At 69.2% G+C, this 17,186-nt stretch carries 20 protein-coding genes and 1 pseudogene; 18 read left to right on the forward strand and 3 right to left on the reverse strand.

Annotated features, from left to right (window positions below; genetic code table 11):
- Window positions 1-61 precede the first annotated feature (61 nt).
- The 10 genes from AC1VNX_RS31390 (at window position 62) to AC1VNX_RS31435 (ending at window position 7,763) form a co-directional block, all read left to right on the forward strand.
- Window positions 62-607 (forward strand): Rrf2 family transcriptional regulator, encoded by a 546-nt coding sequence (locus AC1VNX_RS31390; RefSeq protein ID WP_483161429.1) that lies wholly within the window; start codon window positions 62-64, stop codon window positions 605-607.
- Window positions 608-636: 29 nt separating this feature from the next.
- Window positions 637-981, forward strand: a complete 345-nt coding sequence (locus tag AC1VNX_RS31395; protein WP_483161430.1) for a hypothetical protein — start codon at window positions 637-639, stop codon at window positions 979-981.
- 168 nt (window positions 982-1,149) lie between these two features.
- Window positions 1,150-1,305, forward strand: coding sequence for a hypothetical protein (locus AC1VNX_RS31400; RefSeq protein ID WP_483161431.1), 156 nt, complete (start codon window positions 1,150-1,152; stop codon window positions 1,303-1,305).
- Between the two features lie 8 nt (window positions 1,306-1,313).
- A complete protein-coding gene (locus AC1VNX_RS31405; protein ID WP_483161432.1) occupies window positions 1,314-1,751 on the forward strand; it encodes a hypothetical protein in 438 nt (145 codons plus the stop codon).
- Window positions 1,752-1,850: 99 nt separating this feature from the next.
- Window positions 1,851-2,588 (forward strand): SGNH/GDSL hydrolase family protein, encoded by a 738-nt coding sequence (locus tag AC1VNX_RS31410; RefSeq protein ID WP_483161433.1) that lies wholly within the window; start codon window positions 1,851-1,853, stop codon window positions 2,586-2,588.
- A 169-nt stretch (window positions 2,589-2,757) separates the two neighbouring features.
- Window positions 2,758-3,357 (forward strand): hypothetical protein, encoded by a 600-nt coding sequence (locus AC1VNX_RS31415; RefSeq protein WP_483161434.1) that lies wholly within the window; start codon window positions 2,758-2,760, stop codon window positions 3,355-3,357.
- Entirely contained in the window at window positions 3,357-3,566 is a 210-nt protein-coding gene (locus AC1VNX_RS31420) for a hypothetical protein (protein ID WP_483161435.1), read from the forward strand. Before AC1VNX_RS31415 ends, AC1VNX_RS31420 begins: the two co-directional genes overlap by 1 nt.
- 60 nt (window positions 3,567-3,626) lie before the next feature.
- A complete protein-coding gene (locus AC1VNX_RS31425) occupies window positions 3,627-4,130 on the forward strand; it encodes a sigma-70 family RNA polymerase sigma factor (RefSeq protein ID WP_483162050.1) in 504 nt (167 codons plus the stop codon).
- Between the two features lie 160 nt (window positions 4,131-4,290).
- A complete protein-coding gene (locus AC1VNX_RS31430) occupies window positions 4,291-5,352 on the forward strand; it encodes a FecR family protein (protein WP_483161437.1) in 1,062 nt (353 codons plus the stop codon).
- Between the two features lie 107 nt (window positions 5,353-5,459).
- A complete protein-coding gene (locus AC1VNX_RS31435) occupies window positions 5,460-7,763 on the forward strand; it encodes a TonB-dependent siderophore receptor (RefSeq protein ID WP_483161438.1) in 2,304 nt (767 codons plus the stop codon).
- A 73-nt stretch (window positions 7,764-7,836) separates the two neighbouring features.
- Here the strand turns inward: AC1VNX_RS31435 and AC1VNX_RS31440 are convergent, their stop codons facing one another.
- Window positions 7,837-8,541 carry a response regulator gene (locus AC1VNX_RS31440; protein ID WP_483161439.1) on the reverse strand — a complete coding sequence of 235 codons (705 nt, stop codon included), beginning with the start codon at window positions 8,539-8,541 and terminating at the stop codon, window positions 7,837-7,839.
- 243 nt (window positions 8,542-8,784) lie between these two features.
- On the opposite strand from AC1VNX_RS31440, the pseudogene AC1VNX_RS31445 reads away from it, so the two are divergent.
- From AC1VNX_RS31445 to AC1VNX_RS31455, 3 genes and pseudogenes are all read left to right on the forward strand, one after another.
- Window positions 8,785-8,964: pseudogene (locus AC1VNX_RS31445) on the forward strand (DotU family type IV/VI secretion system protein); the annotation flags it as partial.
- A gap of 92 nt (window positions 8,965-9,056) precedes the next feature.
- The gene (locus AC1VNX_RS31450) at window positions 9,057-10,118 is read left to right on the forward strand and encodes a DotU family type IV/VI secretion system protein (RefSeq protein WP_483161440.1); all 1,062 of its coding nucleotides are present in this window, start codon (window positions 9,057-9,059) and stop codon (window positions 10,116-10,118) included.
- Window positions 10,115-11,215 (forward strand): type VI secretion system protein, encoded by a 1,101-nt coding sequence (locus AC1VNX_RS31455; RefSeq protein WP_483161441.1) that lies wholly within the window; start codon window positions 10,115-10,117, stop codon window positions 11,213-11,215. Before AC1VNX_RS31450 ends, AC1VNX_RS31455 begins: the two co-directional genes overlap by 4 nt.
- Before the next feature lie 15 nt (window positions 11,216-11,230).
- On the opposite strand, the gene tssJ is transcribed toward AC1VNX_RS31455, so the two are convergent.
- Complete coding sequence (gene tssJ, locus AC1VNX_RS31460; protein WP_483161442.1) at window positions 11,231-11,743, reverse strand: type VI secretion system lipoprotein TssJ; 513 nt, start codon at window positions 11,741-11,743, stop codon at window positions 11,231-11,233.
- 71 nt (window positions 11,744-11,814) lie between these two features.
- Here tssJ and tssA point away from each other — a divergent pair, with 71 nt between their 5' ends.
- The 5 genes from tssA (at window position 11,815) to AC1VNX_RS31485 (ending at window position 16,265) form a co-directional block, all read left to right on the forward strand.
- Window positions 11,815-12,855, forward strand: a complete 1,041-nt coding sequence (gene tssA, locus AC1VNX_RS31465) for a type VI secretion system protein TssA (RefSeq protein ID WP_483161443.1) — start codon at window positions 11,815-11,817, stop codon at window positions 12,853-12,855.
- A 54-nt stretch (window positions 12,856-12,909) separates the two neighbouring features.
- Entirely contained in the window at window positions 12,910-13,425 is a 516-nt protein-coding gene (gene tssB, locus AC1VNX_RS31470; RefSeq protein ID WP_108142618.1) for a type VI secretion system contractile sheath small subunit, read from the forward strand.
- A 41-nt stretch (window positions 13,426-13,466) separates the two neighbouring features.
- A complete protein-coding gene (gene tssC / locus AC1VNX_RS31475; RefSeq protein WP_483161444.1) occupies window positions 13,467-14,960 on the forward strand; it encodes a type VI secretion system contractile sheath large subunit in 1,494 nt (497 codons plus the stop codon).
- A 204-nt stretch (window positions 14,961-15,164) separates the two neighbouring features.
- A complete protein-coding gene (locus AC1VNX_RS31480) occupies window positions 15,165-15,644 on the forward strand; it encodes an Hcp family type VI secretion system effector (RefSeq protein ID WP_301511503.1) in 480 nt (159 codons plus the stop codon).
- An 81-nt stretch (window positions 15,645-15,725) separates the two neighbouring features.
- Window positions 15,726-16,265, forward strand: a complete 540-nt coding sequence (locus tag AC1VNX_RS31485) for a peptidoglycan-binding domain-containing protein (RefSeq protein WP_483161446.1) — start codon at window positions 15,726-15,728, stop codon at window positions 16,263-16,265.
- A gap of 101 nt (window positions 16,266-16,366) precedes the next feature.
- On the opposite strand, the gene AC1VNX_RS31490 is transcribed toward AC1VNX_RS31485, so the two are convergent.
- Window positions 16,367-17,161 carry a PP2C family protein-serine/threonine phosphatase gene (locus AC1VNX_RS31490; protein ID WP_483161447.1) on the reverse strand — a complete coding sequence of 265 codons (795 nt, stop codon included), beginning with the start codon at window positions 17,159-17,161 and terminating at the stop codon, window positions 16,367-16,369.
- Window positions 17,162-17,186: the final 25 nt, after the last annotated feature.

The raw sequence follows: 17,186 nt of genomic DNA on the forward strand, positions 1-17,186 counted from the left end.
TCGGGGCCTTTCGGACACCTATGCACCATTGTTTGCAAAACCCAACACCGAGGAACACTCCATGCGTCTCACGACGAAGGGCGGCTTCGCCTTGACGGCCATGATCGATGTCGCGATGCGCGAGCAGGACGGCCCCGTGCCACTGGCATCGATCAGCAGGCGCCAGCACATTGCCCGCTCGTCGCTCGAACTGCTGTTCAGCAAGCTGCGCCAGCACGCGCTGATCAAGGCGACACGCGGACCGGGCGGCGGCTACACACTGACGCGCAGGGCGTCCGAAATCACGGTGGCGGACATCCTCGCCTCGGTCGACGGCCAACCGCTGTCCGACGCGGAAGACTCGTCGAAGAAGGGCGAGGCCGGCGGCAAGGGCTGCTATTCCACCGAGGCGCTGTGGGCCTCCGCCAAGCACCACGTGATGGAGTTCCTGGGCTCGGTGACGCTGCAGAGCCTGGTCGAAGACCAACTGGCCAAGGGCGTGCGCGTGGAGCACGAACCCTCGCAGCAGAAGAAGAAGGAAGCTCCGCTGAGCCCCGCCGCATTGCCGCTGCGCGTGAACGCACCCAACTCGGTGTTCGCGTGGAACGGCGTCTTCGCCAAGCGCTGAAGAAAAACAGACACATCCCCTCGCCGACGATGCCCCGCTGGCTCCTCGCTGTGCTGCTCGTGTTCGCACTGGGCTGCCAAAGCTTTGCCGCGCTGGCCAAGCCGCACGACGCGGCGATGGCGCCAGTCATCGCCGGGCTTCATCTGTCGAGCCCCAATTGCGAGGCACCGGCCGGGCCGTTCACCACGCTGGAAGAACGCTCGCCGGCCACCGAGCTAGCGCCGGACCTCTCCGAAATCTGCGGACTGCGCAACGCCACGCTGCGCCATGCCGCGTGGCGTGACGCGCCACCGCCGCAGGACATGCACACGCCGGCATCCCGCGTGCCACGGGTTCCCTTGAAGCCGCCGCGCATGCACGACATCGCCGCCTAGGCGATGGATGGCGCGGGCCAGCTCGCGTCATTCCCTCCTCTTCTTCCCACGATTCCTCGAAATCCGCGACGCGCGGGCCGCTGTGCCCGCACGTCGCGTTCGTCGTCGTCCCGCGCGGCCATGGCCGGCGCGGGGCATCCAACCACATTCACCCGATCGACTCCTGTCATGAACGAACTCACCTGGGCCATCTTCGGCGCCTGCCTTCTGCTGCTTTACCTGGCCTGGCGCGAACGCCTCGTCTCCAACCACCGCGATGCCGGCCTGCTCGCCGGCGTGGCGGCCTGCGCGGGCGTGGCCGGCATCGTCTCGCTGGTGGTGTGAAGGCGCCCGTGGCCACAAGGCGGCGGCGCTGGATCGCCGCCGGGCTCGCCGTCGCGGCGACAGCGGGCGCCTGCACCGACGGCTACCCCACCAAGGACGCGCCCGCCGCCCGTGACATGAGCGCTGCGGAGCACATCCATGCGCTCAACGGCATGCTGGGACACGAGACGCGCAGCGTGGATGCAAGGCTGACGCTCGCGACGCCCTGCATCCTGCGCCTCGCGACCACCGCGCCCGGCGAGCGCGAGGCCACCGCCTCGCTGCGGCTGGAGACGCTTCACATCGCGTTCTCCGTGGACGAGCGCTACCGGGTCAGCCTGGCCCCGGCCGCCAACCTGCCCGCCGCGCGCGACCACCGTTTCGTGGTGGACGGCTGGCAGGACGCGGTCGCCTTCCGCTCGCACCTGCAGCAGCTGCAGATGGCCTGCGTGGCGTCGAAAGACTGAGGCTCAGCTTTTTTCCACCGCGCATTGCGGGTTTCGGCCGCTCGTTCGGCAACCGGATGAACACCTTCGACTTGCCGGAGGTGCCATCCGGAGATTGCCTTGGTTTTTCTTCCCGCACACCACCGCGCGGCCTGCGTCCGCCTTTCAGACATCGCGCTCACGCTGCTCGCCATCCTTGCGATCGGCGCACTGGTTCCCGCCTGCGGGGGCAACAGGGACAGCGTCAGCAGCAAGAGCAACGCCGCCGCCCGGCAGCCGGCACAGGAGGTTCGGGAAGCCTCGCCGCCAGCCAGGCCGGCCCAGCGCGACTGCACCGTCACCTTCGAGGGCGACTCGATCCTCCACGGCGGCTATGCCGCCGACCAGCGCTTCGACGAACCGCCCGCCGCGATGCTCAAGCGCCTGCGCCCCGCCTACACGGTGATCGACAACAGCGAGTCGGGCTCCACTGCCACCCGGCGCGCGCCCGCGTTCTCCACGGCGCCGCTGACCACGCACTTCGTGGTGCTGCAGCACGGCATCAACGACGCGATGTCCGGCCAGCCCTACGAGCCAGCGCTGCGCCGGATGGTCGCGCACGTGCAGGCCGAGGGGCGCACACCGGTCATCACCGGCCTCAGCCGGCAGACGCACACCGCGACGGGCAGGGACGCGGCCGACGCCGTCGCCCGCAAGGTGGCCGCCGAGACCGGCGCGCTCTTCGCCGACTGGGGCGCCGTGTCCTTCAAGCCCGCCGAGATGGCCGACGTGCTGCACCCCGCGCCGGCCTACAGCGAGCGTCTGGTGGCGCGCATCGTGACCATGCTGGACAAGGCCGCGCCCGAGTGCAGGGGCTGACATCCGCTCTTTCTTCGGCTCGCCGTTGCGGGTTTTGCGGCCTCGTTCGGCAAGAAGGTGCATCCCCCCGGAACCGAAAGAGGAACCGCCTCCCCATGCTTCAGATCCAGAACATCCGTCACCGCCTCCACGCACCGTCGCCTGCATCGCGCAGCCGGGAGACCGCCCGATGAGCACCGGCAGCCTGGGCCTCGTGGTGGCCGCTTTCTTCGCGCTCGGCGCAGCATGGCTCACCGGCAAGGCGATCACGACGCGCACCGCGGGCTCGCCGACGGCCCAGCTCGCCGCCCGGCAGGAAGCCGCCGCCGCGCGCGAACGCATCGACCTGCGGCAGCCGCTGCGCGCGCTCGCCACCACCCACGGCACGACGCTGGCGCAGCGCGGCATCGGGCTCGATTTCGCCGTGCCGGACACCCCCTTGACGGTGGCCGCCATCCCCGGCGACCTGCCACGGCTCATGGCGCACATCGCCGACGCGGCCGCCACGGCCCTGCCGCAGGGCGCGACGCTGCATGTGCTGGCGCGCGCGCAGGGGCACCAGGCCGTGGTGAGCCTGCGCGAGGCCGACGCGGCTCCCCGTCTCTCGCAGGCCTTCGAGACCGGCATCGGCCGCCCCGCGTCGCCGCTGGCCCATGCCTGCCAGGCCATCGCCGCGCGCCACGGTGCGCGCATCTACACCGCGCCCTCGCCGCTTGGCGATGGCTGCCTCACGCTGCGGTTTCCGCTTTACGGCGTACGGGCCGCGCGGGCGCCGAAGGGGCTGCTTTGATGGCCACGCGGCGACTCGTCGACGGCTGCTGCCTCGGCGCGGCGGTGGCCGGCCTCGCGCTCTCGGTCGGCTTCGGCCGCTGCGAGCAGGGCCGCGCCGGCACGATGGCCCTGTCCACGCTCGCGCCCATCATGCAGACCCGGGGCCACGGGCTTCCGACCGGATGCCCCGCCAGGGCGGCGTGCCGTTCGCAAGCGCCTACGCAGTGAGATAGATTCATGCCTGCCGCACTCGCCGCGTTCCCGAACGACTTTTCCTCGCCCTCCTCCATGCCGGACGACCGTCCTCCCTCGCGCAGCGTGGAAAGCCTCTACGGCGACCATCACGGCTGGCTGCTCGGCTGGCTGCGCCGCAAGCTGGGCCACCCGGGCGACGCCGCCGACCTGGCGCAGGACACCTTCCTGCGCGTGCTGGGCCGCCCGCGCGAGATCGACGAAGTCCGCGAGCCCCGCGCCTGGCTCACCACCATCGCACACGGCCTTGTGGTCGACCATGTGCGCCGCCGCACGCTGGAGCGCGCCTGCCTGGAGGCGATCGCCGCGCTGCCCGAGCCGCAGGCGCCCTCACCCGAGGCGCAGATGCTGCTGGTCGAATCGCTGGTGCGCATCGACGCGATGCTCGACGGGCTGCCGTCGAAGGCGCGCAGCGCCTTTTTGCTCTCGCGGCTCGACGGCCTCGGCTATGCCGAGATCGCGCAGCGCCTCGATGTGAGCCTGAGCTCCGTAGAAAAATACATGGCCACCGCCATCCGTCACTGCCTGGCGCTGAAATGATGAAACTCCCCCAGGCTTCGCGCACTTCGTGTCGCTTCTCCTCCCCCATCACCGGGGGCAACACCGGCGGCCCGGCAAAGCCGGTTCCGCGGTGTTCCTGGCTTTGGCCGAGGCTATTTCGTGCGACCGGGATCACGGGAAGTGCGCAGAGCCATCCAGAATGAAAGCAGCATTTCCTTCCACCCCGCCAACCGGCGACGGCACGGCCACGGCCGCCGAGCTGCTCGACCAGGCCATCGCCTGGGCCGTGCGGCTGGGCTCCGGCAGCGCCGACGAGAAAACCCATGACGAATGCGGCGCATGGCGCGCCGCCCATCCCTCGCACGAACAGGCCTGGCAGCAGGTGCAGGCCGTGGAAGACACCTTCCGCCAGGTGCCGCGCATGGGCGAGGCCGGCGGTGCGCTGGCGCACGGCGCGCTGCAGGCGGCCACTCGCCTGCGGGCGCAGCAGGGCCGGCGCCGCGCGCTCGGGGTTCTCGGCGTGATGGGGCTGGCCGTCACGGGCGGCATGGTCGGCCTCTTCGTCTGGCGCGAGCAGCCGTGGGAGAGCCGCACCGGCTACGCCACCGCCGTGGGCGAGCGCAAGCGCGTGACGCTGGCCGACGGCACCGAGCTGAACCTCAACACCGGCTCCGAGGTGCAGGTGATCTTCTCGCCGCGCAACCGGCGCATCGTGCTGCGGCGCGGCGAGCTCTTCGTGCGCACCGGCGCGGACGACGGCTCGCTGCTCGGCCACCGCCCCTTCTGGGTCGAGACGCCGCATGCGCGCTTCGAGGCGCTGGGCACTCGCTTCGGCGTGCGCGAGCAGGACGACCAGACGCGGCTGTCGATGGCCGAGGGCCGCGTGGCCATCCACACCGCCGGCGACGCGCAGCAGCCGGTGGTCGCGCAGGCCGGCGAAGGCTACGTCGTGCGCCGCGGCAACGGCGGCACGGCACAACCGCCCCAGCGCATCGTGGACCGCAGCTTCGAGCCCGACGCCTGGACCGACGGCGCGCTGGTGGCCCGGCAGATGAGGCTCGATGCCTTCATCGCCGAGCTGGCGCGCTACCACGCCACACCGCTGCTCTGCGACGCGGATGCGGCATCGCTGCGCGTGTCGGGCGTCTTCCAGCTCAGCGGCCCCGATCCCGTCGGCCGCGCGCTCGAGGCGCTGGTACGCACACTGCCGGTCAGGCTCGACCGCGGCACTGGAGGCACATTGACTGTCGCGCGACGTTGAGACGCCTTTCTCCGGACCGCCATCCCGGGTTCTGGCGGTTCCGGCAGACCAGGCCCACCCTGCTTTCCGCGCTGCTGCTGGGCATCGCGGCGGGATGGGCTGCGCCCATGAATTCCGCGCGCGCGCAGGCGCAGCCGGCGGATGCCCCGACGCGCGCCAGTTTCCACGTTCCGGCCGGCGCGCTCGAGGACGCGCTCAGCAGCTTCGCGCGCCAGGCCGGCATCACGCTCTCCTTCGATCCGGCTCTGGTGCGCGGCAAGAACGTCGCCGCCATCCAGGGCCAGCGCACCGTGGCCGAAGGCCTGGCCGAGCTGCTTTCCCCGCACCGGCTGGAGGCCGTGCCCGGCGCCAGCGGCGCCTACGCGGTGCGACAGGCCGCCGCTGTCACCGGTGCCAATGCCATCCTGCCCATGCTCACCGTCACCGCGCCGGGCGAGCGCGCCGACGGCCAGGTCGACGGCTATGTGGCGCAGCGCAGCGCCACCGCCACGCGCACCGACACGCCGCTGCTGGAAACCCCGCGCGCCGTCACCGTGGTCACGCGCGCGCAGATGGACGACCAGGCCGTGCACACCGTGGAACAGTCGCTGCGCTATTCGGCCGGCGTGCTCACCGAGGTCGCCGGCTACGACACGCGTTTTGCCTCGCTCACGGTGCGCGGCTTCGCGCCGGCCGAGTACCTCGACGGCTTCAAGCTGCCCACCAACAGCTTCGCCACGCGCTGGCTGGTGGAGCCGCAGGCGCTGGAGCGCGTCGAGCTGCTGAAGGGGCCGGGGGCGGTGTACGACCCGTCGGCGCCGGGCGGCGCCATCAACATGGTGTCCAAGCGGCCCTCGGCGGAAGCAGTGCGCGAGGTGAGCGTCTCGGTGGGCAATCGCAACCGCCGCCAGGGCAGCTTCGACATCGGCGGTGCGATGAACGCCGACGGCAGCCTGCTTTTCAGGCTCAACGGCGTGCTGCGCAACAGCGACGGCCAGACCGACTACTCGCGTGACGACCGCAGCTTCATCGCGCCATCGCTGACGTGGATGCCATCCGCGCGCACCAAGGTCACGCTGATGGCGGAGGTCACGCGCGACCGCACCACGCCCAAGAGCATCTGGCCCCAGGGCGCGCTCATCACGCCCAACCCCTGGGGCAGCATTCCGCGCGAGCGCTACATCGGCGAGCCCGGCTACGACCGCTACAACCGCGACGCGTTCTCGCTCACCTACCTGTTCGAACACCAGCTGAGCGACAACTGGACGCTGCGGCAGAACGCGCGCCACGCCAGGCTCGACATCCACTACCGGCAGGTCTACGGCACCGGCTTCCAGAGTGACCAGCGCACGCTCGACCGCATGGTGATGCGGGTCGACGAAAAAAATCGCACCAGCACGCTCGACACCCAGGTGGAAGGCCGCTTCAGCACAGGCTCCGTGTCGCACACGCTGCTGATGGGCATGGAATACCAGCGGCAGGCCAGCTGGCAGCAAGGCGGCATCGGCCCGGCGCCCTCCATCGACGCCTTCGCGCCGGTGTATGGCCAGCCGGTGTCCGGCCCGCCCGTGAACGGGCTGGGCGACAACAGCATCACGCAGCGCGGCTTCTACGTTCAGGACCAGATGCGCAAGGGGCCGTGGTCGCTGGGACTCACGGTGCGGCAGGACCGCGCGCGCAGCAGCGTCAGCCGGCTGGTGACCTCCTCCTTCGGCATCGACACCAACACCAAGACCACCTACAACGCGGGCCTGCTGTACCTGGCGCCGAACGGGCTGGCGCCCTACTTCAGCTACGCGACCTCGTTCACGCCGCTGCCGGGCGCCATCCCCAACGGCACCCCGCTGAAGCCAGAGCTCGGCCGCCAGTTCGAGGCGGGCCTGAAGTACCGGCCACCCGGCATCGACGCGCTCTTCACCGTATCGGTCTTCGACCTGCGCAAGAACAACTCGCCCACCTTCGACCCCTTCGTGATCGGCCCGGTCTCGCAGATCGGAGAGGTGCGCACGCGCGGCCCCGAATTCGAGGCGCGCGCCGCGCTCACGAAACAGCTCAAGCTGGTGGCCAGCTACACGCTGCTCGACGCCAAGGTCACCCAAAGCCTGAACCCGGCGGAGATAGGCAAGCAGCCGCTGAACACGGCGCGCCAGACCGCCTCGCTGTGGCTCGACTACCGCTTCGGCAGCCCCGCGCTGCAGGGCTGGAGCGTGGGCGGCGGCATACGCCACGTCGGCAAGGTGCCGGCCAGCACCGACAACAGCAGCTACAACCCGCCCTACACGCTGGTGGACGCGGCGCTGCGCTACGAGCAGGGCCCCTACAGCTTCGCGCTGAACGCAACCAACCTCACCGACAGGAGCTACGTCGCGGGCAACGGGCAGTACTTCGGCCAGAGGCGCGCGGTGCAGGCGAAGTTCAGCTACCGCTGGTAGCAACGGCCGCGGCTCGCCGCTCCCTTGTTGCGTTCGCAACGCTGAATTGCTTGCGGGAAAGCACAGGCGCCGCTCAGGCCTGCTGCGCCTCGGTCAGCGCCTGGGCGGCCACCACCGCCTCGGTGCGGTTGCGCACGTTGAGCGCACGGAAGATTGCCGCCAGGTGGATCTTCACGGTGCCCTCGCTGATGCCCAGGCTGCGCCCGATCAGCTTGTTGGGCTTGCCCTGCGACAGCAGCTGCAGCACCTCGACCTGCCGCTCGGTGAGCACGCTGCGCAGGTGCTCCAGCGTCTGCGTGCCGCCACTGCCACCGTTGCCGCCGCCGCCGCGCACGAGCGTCTCGGTGCCGGCCTGCTGGGCCATGCCGGCCACGATGCCCGGAGGCACGGCCGTCAGCATCATCGGCGGCACGTACACGCCGCCAGCCAGCACCAGCCGCACGGCCGAGAGCATCACGTCGGGGGAGTAGGCCTTGGGTATGAATCCGAGCACGCCGCGCTCGAGCGCACTGCGCATGATGGCCGGGTCTTCGTAGCCCGACAGCACGATCACCGGCACGGCCGGGTGGCGCTGTCGGATCTTGTCGATGTGGGCCTGACCATCGGCACCGGGCATGTTGAGGTCGATCAGGGCCAGGTCGAGGTCGTCGGTGGCTCCGGCAAGCAATTCGTCGACGCTCATCGCCAGGACGAATTCGATGCCGGGCTCCAGCTCCGACAGCTTGGCTTTGACCGCCTCGATGACGAGCCGGTGGTCGTCGGCGATCAGTATTTTCATGATGTCTTTTCCCCGTATCCCAGCGTGCAAGGCACGGCAGACGCTGAAGATACCGGCGAAATCCCCGCGCAGCAAGGCCGGCGGCCCCACCAACGGCATAGACCCCAAGCGGTATGGCGCCCGTCGCAAGCCCTTTGAAAGAATGGCTGCCTACTCGAAGGAACCGGGGACATGGGCATGTGCCATCGCTGCAGACGCCGGTGCAAGGCATCCTTCGCAACGCATGAATGAGCGGGCCCGCCGATGGCCCGCCTTCTCGACTGTTTCTCCAGCTTCATCTCATCCGGCCTCGCGCTGGATGCGTCCGTCGCGTCCGGCGCGCCCCTGCTGCCGCACGATGCGGCGCAGCAACAGGCCCGCCAGCAGCTGGACGCGGCACGCGCCGCCGCCGAGGCCGCCGGCACGCCCGCCGCACAGATCGAGTCTGCCTCCTTCGCGATGGTGGCCTGGATCGACGAGATCCTCGCGCGCCACCCCGATGCCGCCGGTGCAACAGGCACCGCGTCCCCCTGCAGGTGCAGCTCTTCAACTCCAACAACGCGCACAGCGAGTTCTTCCACCACCTCTCGGCCCTGGGCGCGGGCGACGACGCGGTGCGCGAGGTGTACTGGCACGCGCTGGCGCTCGGCTTCAAGGGCCAGTACTACTTCGAGGAGGGCGACCAGGGCGAACTGGGCAAGCTGAAGGACCTGCACGGCCGCCAGCTGCTGCTGCGCCCGCTGTCGACGGGCAGCCTGCTGCAGGAACACATCACGCCGCAGCCCTACGAGGTGCCCGACCCGCGCGGCCCCAACGACACGCGCCGGCGCGACCGCACCCTGCTGCTGGGCGCCGCCGCCCTGGCCTTCGCCCTGCCGCTGCTGTACATGCTGTGGCTGTGGTCCAGCGGCCCGCCCGCGGCCGCCACCGGCCTGGCCCAGCGCATCGAGCAGCACCTGCAGACCTTCGCCTGCGCCGACCTCACGGCAAGTGTCGACCACGAGGGCCGCACGCGGGTCACCGGCTTCGTCTCGTTGCCCGGCGACCTGCCTCGCGTCGAGCACGAGGTGAGCGCACTGCCCGGCGTGAAGGCGCCGCGCTTCGACATCGGCCTGCGCGTATGGCCTCACTGCGAGGTGTTCGCCATTCTCAAGCCCTATCAGATGCGCAACGCCGAAAAGGCCTACGGGCTGGACGTGAGCGCACCCTCGGCCCGCGACGGCCGGCTGCGCGAGGGCGACAACGTGCGCGTGCAGATCACCGCGCCGCGCCACGACAGCTACATCTGGATCGACTACTACACGGTGGACGGCTCGGTCATGCATCTCAACGCCGGGCAGATGCCCACGCGACTGCACGCAGGCGAGCTCCTGGAGATAGGCCGCGACATCCCTTCGAGCTGGCTGGTGAGCCCGCCCTTCGGCAGCGTGCTGATCACGGTGCTTTCGTCGCCCACGCCCTTCACCGAAACCGCCGACAGGCCGCCCTTCGAGCTCGCCTCCGCCTACCTGCTGCGGCTGCGCGAGTCGCTCGCGGCCAGCAAGAACAGCGACCGGCTGATCGCCGACTTCGTCTTCCTGGAGACTGTCTCGCGATGACCGGCCTGCTGTTGTCGCCCGCCCACCGCTTCTGGCTGCTGCTGACGCTGTGCCTGCTGGGCTTCGGCCTGCTGTGCGCAGTGGTGCGCGACGCGGGCCGGGGCGCGCGACGGCGCGGGCTGCGCAAGCGCCTTGCCGCGCTGGACGAGCCGGCGGCCGGTGCCGGCGCAACCGCATTGGCCGTCGACACGCTGAAGGAAAGCATGGCTCAGGCGCAGCAGGCCATGCGCCGCGCACCATGGGCCAGGCCCTCGGTGCCGGTGCCGTGGTTTCTCTTCTTCGGCGATGCATCGGCCAACCTCGCGGGGCTGCTGGCGACCGCGCATGCCGAACGCGCGGACGCCGCATCCGGCGGCGCATGGTGGCACTGGTGGCTGACCCGCCGGCTGGTGGCCGTCGAGATCGATGCGGGCGCGGTCGGCGACATGGCGAACACGCCGCGGCTGCGCAGCCTGTGGCTGCATTCGCTGCTCGCGCTGGCCGAGCGGCGCGACCGCCTGCCGCTCAACGGCCTTGTAGTGGGCGTGGCGGCCAGCGACCTGCTGGATGCCGACCCCACGGAGCTGAAGTCGCTCGCCGCGCGAACGCGCCGCCTACTCGGTGAAGCCAGCGACGGCCTGCGGCTGCAGATGCCCACCTACCTCGTCGTGACCGGGCTCGAAAAGCTCGCAGGCTATGCCACCCTGCGCGGCGCGCTGCCGCCCGAAGTGCTTGCACAGGCGCTGGGACACAGGCTGACCGACCCTTCCGCCTTCATCGAGACACCGGCGGGCGAGCGGCTGGACGCCGTGTTCGAGCCCATCGCGCAGCAGCTGCACGCGCTGCGCATGTCGCTGCTGCGCGAGCAGCCCGGCCCCACCGGCCGGCTCGCCATTCATGAGTTCGTGGAGGCTGTGCGTGCCCTGCAGCCCGGGCTGCGCCAGTTCGCGCAGGTACTGTTCGAGAACCAGGGCAAGGGTCCGCGCGCGCCGCGCTGGCGCGGCTTCTATCTCACGGCATCCGCGTCGGACGCGGCCGGCGGCGCCTTCGTGCACGACCTGTTCGAGCACTTCCTTCCCGTCGACCAGCCTCTGGTGCGGCCGGGAAGGCCGTCATGAACAAGAGAGCACGGACTACTTGGCGTCCACGCGCATCGCGCGCGCGCCGAAGTTCACGTCCAGCGACTGCGCCTTGCCGGTGACCACCGGGCGCACCTCGCGCCAGCGTGCGCGGTCGAGGTCGCGATAGGCCGCCATCACGCCCATGGACTTCGCATCGGGCGGCAGGTTGAAGTCCAGCTTCTTCGTCTCGCCGGGCCGCAGCAGCACTTCTTCGCGCTGAACGAGCTCGGCGCCGAGCGTGGCCTGGTCCTTCTCGAACAGAGAGAAGAAGTCGGAGCCTTCGAAAGGGCCGGGCGACTTCAGTGCATACACGCGCACCGTGAGCGGAGATGCGCGGCCGCGTGCATCGGGGTTGGCGTCTGCGCCCGCCGTGAGCGTGACGGCCACCGTGGTGACCACCGGCTTCGCCGCGCAGCCCGCAAGCAGAAGACCCGCTCCAGCAAGGCCAAGGATCGCGATGCGGCGCCGCGTTGCCGCGCCGAGGAAGCCTTCATAGGACGAATGGTGTGTACCCAGCGTGCGCATGCTATTCCCTTCGTTGCATTGACCGGTCAAGACGCATCTTTGATTATCACCAGCGAACTCCGATAGGCAACATGCTGAACAACGAACTCGCTGCAACACTGCTCGCGCCCATCGGCGATGCATCGCCGTGCGGCGACGATCTCGAGTACGACGCGGACTTCATGGCGCTGGTCGCGCAAGCGCAGGGCAAGCCCGAGCAGCAGTTCGGCGACACGGTGATCCCCGCGGTCGAGCCCGAGTGGCGCGAGGTGGGCGAGAAGGCCGAGAACATCCTGCGGCGCAGCAAGGACGTGCGCGCCGCCGTGCTGCTGCTGCGCGCCTCCACCCGCCTGCAGGGCGTGGAAGGCTTCGCCGCCGGCCTGCGGCTGCTCAACGGATTGCTCGACACCTTCTGGGACGGCATACATCCAAAGCTGGATGCCGACGACGACAACGACCCGACGATGCGCCTGAACGCGCTCGCGCCGCTGACCGACGAGACCATGGGCCTGCGCGACCTCTACGAGGCGCAGGTCGGCATCGCGCGCGGCGTGGGGCCGATCCGCGTACGCGACATTGCCATCGCGCACAACGCGCTCACCGCCGTGGGCGGCGAAGCCGGCTACTCGATGGCGCAGGTGCAGGGCGGGCTGGAGGCCATCCAGTCCGAGCGGCCCGATGCCATCCAGGCCGCGCTGGGCGTGCCCGCGCTGGTGGAGCAGCTGAAGAAGCTCATCTCCGAGCGCACCGGCCGCGCCGACGCCTTCGACCTCGACCCGCTGCGCGCCATCGCGCGCGTGCTGCAGAAGGCCTGCGCCTCGGCCAGCGGCTCGCCGGCCGATGCGGCCGCCGCGCAGGACTCCGGCGACGCCGCCGACACGCAGGCCAGCGGCGCGGCAGCCGCCCGACCCGCCGCCGCGCGCGGCGAAATACAGAGCCGGCAGGACGCCGTGCAGATGCTCGACCGCGTGATCCGCTATCTGGAGCAGGCCGAGCCGGGCAACCCGGCGCCGCTGCTGATCGAGCGCGCCAAGAAGCTCATCGGCGTGAGCTTTCTCGAAATCATGGCCAACCTCGCGCCGAACGCGATGGACACCATCGAAACGGTCACGGGCCGCCGCCCGTCCGAATAAGCCCCGACCACCACACCGCATCCGTCCCCATTCACACCCGCAAGGAGCATCTCCATGGCCAAGAGCAGTCAGAAATTCATCGCCCGCAACCGGGCGCCCCGGGTCCAGATCGAGTACGACGTAGAGCTCTACGGGGCGGAGAAGAAGGTGCAGCTGCCCTTCGTCATGGGCGTGCTGGCGGACCTCTCCGGCAAGCCGGCCGACCCGCTCGCGCCGGTGGCCGATCGCAAGTTCCTGGAGATCGACGTCGACAACTTCGACTCGCGCATGAAGGCCATGAAGCCGCGCGCGGCCTTCGCGGTGGAGAACTCGCTCACCGGCGAAGGCGACCTGAAGGTGGAGCTCACCTTCGAGAACATGGAAGACTTTTCGCCCGCCGCGGTGGCGCGCAAGGTCGGCGCGCTCAACAAGCTGCTCGAGGCACGCACGCAGCTTTCGAACCTCGTCACCTACATGGACGGCAAGGGCGGCGCGGAAGAACTGCTGGCCAAGGTGCTGGAAGACCCGGCCCTGCTGCAGACGCTGGCCGCGAGCAAGAAACCCGAGGACGGCAGCGCACCCGCCGCCTGAGCCGCCCGACAACCATCCGAGCACACGAGGAGTAGATCACCATGGCCGAAGCACTCGAACAGAGCGCGCTGAAAGATGTCGCGTACGCGGGCAGCGACTTTTCATCGCTGCTGCAGAAGGAATTCAAGCCCCGCAGCGACGAAGCCAAGAGCGCCGTCGAAGCCGCCGTGCTCACGCTGGCGCAGCAGGCGCTGGCCAACAGCACCGTCATCGGCAAGGACGTGACCAAGTCGATCCAGGCCATGATCGCCGCGATCGACGCCAAGCTGACCGACCAGGTCAACAAGATCATCCATCACCCCGACTACCAGAAGCTCGAGAGTGCGTGGCGTGGCCTGCACTACATGGTGAACAACACCGAGACCGACGAGAACCTCAAGATCCGGGTGATGGACATCTCCAAGCAGGAGCTGGCCAAGAACCTGCGCAAGTTCAAGGGCGCGGCGTGGGACCAGAGCCCGATGTTCAAGAAGATCTACGAGCAGGAATACGGCCAGTTCGGCGGCGAGCCCTTCGGCGCGCTGGTGGGCGACTACCACTTCGACCAGAGCCCGCCCGACGTCGAGCTGCTCGGCGAGATGGCCAAGATCGCCGCATCGGCGCACGCGCCCTTCATCACCGGCGCCAGCCCCAACCTGATGCAGATGGAGTCGTGGCAGGAGCTCGCGAACCCGCGCGACCTGACCAAGATCTTCTCCACGCCCGAGTACGCAGGCTGGCGCAGCCTGCGCGAGTCGGACGACTCGAAGTACATCGGCCTGTGCATGCCGCGCTTCCTTGCGCGCACGCCCTACGGCGCCAACACCAACCCGGTGGAGGAGTTCGACTTCGAGGAAGACACCGCCGGTGCCGACCACAACAAGTACGCCTGGGCCAACGCGGCCTACGCGATGGCGACCAACATCAACCGCTCGTACAAGCTCTACGGCTGGGGCTCGCGCATCCGCGGCATCGAGTCGGGCGGCGCGGTGGAGAACCTGCCGCTGCACACCTTCCCGAGCGACGACGGCGGCGTGGACCAGAAGTGCCCCACCGAGATCGCCATCAGCGACCGCCGCGAGGCCGAGCTGTCGAAGGCGGGACTGCTGTCGATGATCCACCGCAAGAACTCCGACTTCGCGGCCTTCATCGGCGCCCAGTCGCTGAACAAGCCCGCCGAGTACGACGACCCCGACGCCACCGCCAACGCCAACCTGGCGGCTCGCCTGCCCTACCTCTTTGCCTGCAACCGCTTCGCGCACTACCTGAAGTGCATCGTGCGGGACAAGATCGGCAGCTTCAAGGAGCGCGAGGACATGCAGCGCTGGCTCAACAAGTGGATCATGAACTACGTGGACGGCGACCCCGCCAACTCCTCGGAGATCACCAAGGCCCAGAAGCCGCTGGCCGCCGCCGAGGTGGTCGTCGAGGAAGTGGAAGGCAACCCGGGCTACTACACCTCCAAGTTCTTCCTGCGCCCGCACTACCAGCTCGAAGGCCTCACGGTCTCGCTGCGCCTGGTGTCGAAGCTGCCTTCGACCAAGGGCGGCGCCTGAGGCGGTAACGCGGAAAGACGCGAAGAAAAAGAAGAAAAGAAAGCACGGGACGGGTCGGTTTTTTCTTGAAATTCCCGATCCCGTTTCGTTCTATCCACAGCTGCCGGGGACCGGCCCCGCCGACAAGCCACCGGCAGCACAGGCATCCATCTCGATCATCAACAGCAACTGCCCGAACGCAATCGGGTTCCAAGGAGTAGGAACATGTCTTCTGACTTTCACATCAAGCTCGACGGCGTCAAGGGCGAGTCTTCCCACAAGGACCACAAGGACGAGATCGAGATCTCGTCGTGGACCTGGAACGTGAGCAATGCCTCGGGCGCGGGCTCCGGCGGCGGCTCGGGCAAGGGCAAGGCCACGCCGGGCGAGTTCCACTTCACGCACGTCTACGACAAGGCCTCCCCGGTGCTGGCCAAGAACTGCGTGAGCGGCAAGCATTTCAAGGACCTGGTCCTGACCTGCCGCAAGTCGGGCGAGGGCCAGCAGGAGTACCTGAAAGTCACGCTCAAGGAAGTCTTCATCTCCATGGTCGGCCCCGGCGGCGCGCAGGGCGGCGACGTGCAGGAACAGGTGTCGTGCTCGTTCAAGGACATCGAGTTCGCCTACAAGGCCCAGGATGACAAGGGCGCGGCCGGCGGCGAAGTCAAGTTCGGCTGGAACGTCGCAACCACCGAGACCCGCTGACGGACGACGGACCCGCGGGGCACGGCATCGGGCGCGCCAGTGCCCGATGCGGTTTCCACGCGTCCTCACCGGAGCAATGCAATGGCATTCAGCACCCCACTCATCGGCACCAGCGGCGCGCTGCTCACCGCCTACAACATCGACTGGTCGGTCGGCCGGATCGGCTCCAACACACGTGAAGACGTGATGCTGGTGCAGGCGCTGTTCAAGATCTTCTACTACGAGCTGATGGGCTTCAACCACGACCTGGACCCGCCCCCGGGCCAGACCGAGGTGATCGTCGTGGACGGCTACTACGGGCCGGTCACGCAGAAGCACATCACGCACTTCCAGACGCAGGCGATCGCGCTGGGACAGAAAGTGCTGCCCGACGGCATCTTCGATCCCTTCCGCGAGCCCGGCGCCTCCAGCACGCTGAGCAAGACGCGCTACGCGCTCGACCTGCTCAACAACGGCTGCGCCAACTGCTGCAAGGAACAGGGCATCGACAACTACACCAACCTGCCCAATCGCAGCGACATGCCGGCGCAGCTGCGCAACGCGCTGAAGAAGGTGAAGAAGACGGCGAACAAGTACACCTACGTCGCGCCGCAGACCGTTCCGACCACGGGCGGAGCCTGAACGGACGGGCTGGTTCGGATCGAACGACAAGGGCCCGGAGCGATCGCTCCGGGCCCTTTCTCTTTCCCTTCTGCGTCTTTCCCTGCCCTGAGACGGGAGACTCAGGAATCCGTCGACGCGACGTTCTCAGGCATCAGCCGCGTCACGTCGTCGCCATCGTCCTCGATCACCCACAGCGTGAGCGCCGTGTAGTTGTCATGGCCCGGCTTGGCGTTGGCCTTGACCTGCAGGTCGATCAGCTCCGTCCACTGGCTGGGCGTGCGCGAGGCGTGCAGCGTGTCGATCAGGCACTCGTCGCCCAGCGGCTCCCACACGCCGTCGCTGCACAGCAGCAGCACGTCGCCCGGCAGCAGGCGCATGCGCTGCGACACCGCGATGTCGGGCGCCTCCTCGATCGAGCCCAGCGCCGACAGCAGCATGTTGCGCTGCGGATGCAGCCGCGCCCCCTCCTCGTCGAGCATGCCGCCGGCCACCATCTGCTGCACCAGGCTGTGATCGGTGGTGCGCGCAACGATGGCGCCGCCACGGAACAGGTAGGCGCGGCTGTCGCCGCTGTGCACCCAGGCGAGCGCCTGGCTTTCGAGGTCGATGGCCGCGAACACGATGGTCGAGCGCATGCCCGCGAGCTTGCCGCCCTCGGCCTGGCGCGCCACCACGTCGAGGTTGGCCTGCTCCACCAGGCTGCGCAGCGTGGTCTCGTCCAGTCCCGGCGCGGCCGAGAAGCCGCCCAGCATGCTGGCCCGCGCGGTGGCCGCCGCCACGTCGCCGCCGCCATGGCCGCCCGCGCCATCGGCCACCAGGCAGGCGACGTAGCGCTCGTCGTGCCAGTGGCCATGCACGTCCTCGTTGTAAGTGCGGCCTCCCTGCCGGGAGAGCGTGACGATTTCGATTTCCAAGCGGGGTGCCTCGCGATGGCTGATG

The organism is Variovorax sp. TLI9-5A (assembly GCF_056867935.1).

Coding starts and splice junctions, on each gene's coding strand:
- AC1VNX_RS31390 (WP_483161429.1), top strand. CDS start 62: ATGCGTCTCACGACGAAGGGCGGCTTCGCCTTGACGGCCATGATCGAT.
- AC1VNX_RS31395 (WP_483161430.1), top strand. CDS start 637: ATGCCCCGCTGGCTCCTCGCTGTGCTGCTCGTGTTCGCACTGGGCTGC.
- AC1VNX_RS31400 (WP_483161431.1), top strand. CDS start 1,150: ATGAACGAACTCACCTGGGCCATCTTCGGCGCCTGCCTTCTGCTGCTT.
- AC1VNX_RS31415 (WP_483161434.1), top strand. CDS start 2,758: ATGAGCACCGGCAGCCTGGGCCTCGTGGTGGCCGCTTTCTTCGCGCTC.
- AC1VNX_RS31420 (WP_483161435.1), top strand. CDS start 3,357: ATGGCCACGCGGCGACTCGTCGACGGCTGCTGCCTCGGCGCGGCGGTG.
- AC1VNX_RS31425 (WP_483162050.1), top strand. CDS start 3,627: ATGCCGGACGACCGTCCTCCCTCGCGCAGCGTGGAAAGCCTCTACGGC.
- AC1VNX_RS31430 (WP_483161437.1), top strand. CDS start 4,291: ATGAAAGCAGCATTTCCTTCCACCCCGCCAACCGGCGACGGCACGGCC.
- AC1VNX_RS31435 (WP_483161438.1), top strand. CDS start 5,460: ATGAATTCCGCGCGCGCGCAGGCGCAGCCGGCGGATGCCCCGACGCGC.
- AC1VNX_RS31440 (WP_483161439.1), bottom strand. CDS start 8,541: ATGAAAATACTGATCGCCGACGACCACCGGCTCGTCATCGAGGCGGTC.
- AC1VNX_RS31455 (WP_483161441.1), top strand. CDS start 10,115: ATGACCGGCCTGCTGTTGTCGCCCGCCCACCGCTTCTGGCTGCTGCTG.
- tssJ (WP_483161442.1), bottom strand. CDS start 11,743: ATGCGCACGCTGGGTACACACCATTCGTCCTATGAAGGCTTCCTCGGC.
- tssA (WP_483161443.1), top strand. CDS start 11,815: ATGCTGAACAACGAACTCGCTGCAACACTGCTCGCGCCCATCGGCGAT.
- tssB (WP_108142618.1), top strand. CDS start 12,910: ATGGCCAAGAGCAGTCAGAAATTCATCGCCCGCAACCGGGCGCCCCGG.
- tssC (WP_483161444.1), top strand. CDS start 13,467: ATGGCCGAAGCACTCGAACAGAGCGCGCTGAAAGATGTCGCGTACGCG.
- AC1VNX_RS31480 (WP_301511503.1), top strand. CDS start 15,165: ATGTCTTCTGACTTTCACATCAAGCTCGACGGCGTCAAGGGCGAGTCT.
- AC1VNX_RS31485 (WP_483161446.1), top strand. CDS start 15,726: ATGGCATTCAGCACCCCACTCATCGGCACCAGCGGCGCGCTGCTCACC.